This is a genomic window from candidate division WOR-3 bacterium (genome assembly GCA_029858255.1).
In the GTDB taxonomy this organism is placed as follows: Bacteria; Hydrothermota; Tepidihabitantia; order SM23-42; family SM23-42; genus SM23-42.
In genome coordinates, this window is sequence record JAOUFJ010000078.1 from 1 (window position 1) to 2,424 (window position 2,424).

Here is a 2,424-nt window from a genome sequence, read left to right on the forward strand (position 1 = left end):
TTCCAGTGTGCCTAAGGAGATGTTGGCTCCAGTGTCCTCTTCTATTCCCACCTGATACTCGTAGATCTTCGTCTCATTATTACCGGAAATTATCACTTCTGATAACCCGTTGCCGTCAACATCATATACTCGCACGCTCGAACCGCTGGCATTGCCTGGTAATGTCTCCCAGACGTAGAAAGAATCATTACCTGCCGCCTTGATGATATGCACGGTCTGTCTACCTTCCAGCGCAATTTCCGGAATGCTGTCGCCATCCACATCACCAACATCTGAGTAACCACCATAATAATCACCACCCCATAGCGTGAACGTCTCGATGATCTCGTAGGTATTATCACCAATCGCCTCAAAGATGAAAGCATGGATTTCACCGGTAAGGATCGCAAATCCCTTGACCACGAACTCCAGCTTGCCATCACCATCCGCATCTGGGACAGCAAAACAATCTCGAATATTACCCATTGATAATTGTCCCTCGTCAACTTTTTCATATGTGTTATTCGCAGGACTTTCATATATCCAATACCATTCATTACCACCGGCAAATACGCATTCAATCAAATCATCTCCGTCAAAATCACCAAAAGCATGCGTTGCCGCTGGTGCTTCCAACCCAGATGTGTCTGGGTTATCAGCAAAAACCAGTTCGTAATTATTATCTCCCACTGATTCATAAATACCGATATCGCCAAACGGTGTAGCTATATTCTTCACGATCTCCGGCAGATTATCCCGATCAAGGTCAAACGCCGAGATAGGCAAATTTAGTGGCGGTCCTACCGTATCCCGCCACGCCTCCTGGGTTGGATAGGAAAAAGAATCGGGGGATTCGAAAACCGACAAGCCTATAAAATCACTGCCGTCTGTAACCAGATCATAAAATCCATCCACATCGAGATCTCCGGTATCCCAAATCCAGAGATAGAAACCAACCGTATCCATCAAAACATATAATCCACTGTCTTGCCGCTCGAATATCATACCTATAGCATAGGTACCGCTGTAGCCAGTGAAAATAACATCAGTCAGATTATTACGATTGAAATCACTGCACAGTATCCGCCCCCCGGGCCCTGAGGTCCCGTAAGGTATTGTTTCCTTCAGCACGAAATTGCCGAACAGCAACGGCAGCATCAGCAAAACCGCCATCTTCCTCCCTCAGACTTCTACGATTTTTTTACCCTTTTCCTTTTCCAGATATACCATCAGCGTGCGGGTGGGGCGGCCTGGATATATCTTTTCAATTCCTTTCTTGTACACACGTAATTGTTTCTTGTATTCTTCTTTCTCGCCGCCGGTCTTGTAATCGGCGATGACTATTTCGTCGCTGCCGATAATGAGCCGGTCAATGTGCGCTGATACGTCGCGCTTCTCTTCTTCGAAATAGATCGGCAATTCGTTCTTGCATGTCATGTCGCGGCCGTTCTTGTAATACAAAAATCTCAGGTCGGGATCGGACAGCGTGTCCCGTAAGAGCGGCGCGAGCCGCGCGTCGATCTCTTTCTCGTCCTCGGCCGACCGCGCAAAAATACCCTTCGTGTACTCAACAACCCCGGCAATGCACTTCTCGACGTCAACATTGTCGAGCCATTCAACCTGGCTCAATGCACGGTGTATCATTTCGCCGAACTTCATTCCCCTTCTGCGCTCGGGCGCGACTATTTCCACGCCCCGCTCGGTCGGCGAGTAGAGCGTCCTTTCTTCGCTGATCACGGGTGCTTCGCGGACTTCGACATACGGCTTCGTTTTCGCCTCTTCCACGCGCGGCTTTTCTTTTGGTACTACATCATGCATCGGATAGGGCTTACCATCCAACCGTTCCTTTATCGTTTCAAGCCAGAAACCGGCGTTCTTGCTTTTTGTGGTAAAGCCGAGCATGTAGACGCCGGTCTTTGCTCTGGTCAACGCCACGTACAGGAGATTCAAGCTGTCCTTTGCCAAACGTACTTTCTCTGCTTCTTTAAGGTCCAGAAGATACCTGCCGTATCCGCGCCAGTACACTTTATCCGGCCGCACACTGTCGTCTTTATATGAAAAGATCAGGTTGTCGTTCTCACCCCTGGACAGGTCTATATCCGTCTCCGGAATTATGACCACCTCGAACTCCAATCCCTTTGCCCGGTGGATGGTAAGGATCTGCACACCCCGCGCGTGCGTTTCTTTTACCTGTAGCAATGCACCATGCTGCTCGAACCATGTGATGAACGGAGCAAGCGAATTCAAACCGTCCTTCGTGTATACCAGCGCCGCATCGAGCAGTGTAGCAAGCGGATAGGACATCCTGAGTCCGAACTCGCGCATGCTGCGGAAGATCAACTCATAAGGATTACAGAAATAAACGCTCGACAACAAATCCTTTAGCTTCTGCGTCACCGTCCAATCAGCATGGTGATCAAGGAGAACCATGTACAGGGTCTTGCC

2 protein-coding genes are annotated in these 2,424 nt (G+C 49.1%); both read right to left on the bottom strand.

Features of this window, described 5'->3' with window-relative positions; translation table 11 throughout:
• Positions 1 to 1,152, bottom strand: a 1,152-nt coding sequence (locus OEV79_12570; protein MDH4212270.1) for a hypothetical protein, incomplete at its 3' end; no start/stop codon positions are given.
• A 9-nt stretch (positions 1,153 to 1,161) separates the two neighbouring features.
• The coding region (locus OEV79_12575; protein ID MDH4212271.1) for a PD-(D/E)XK nuclease family protein at positions 1,162 to 2,424 on the bottom strand (1,263 nt) is incomplete at its 5' end.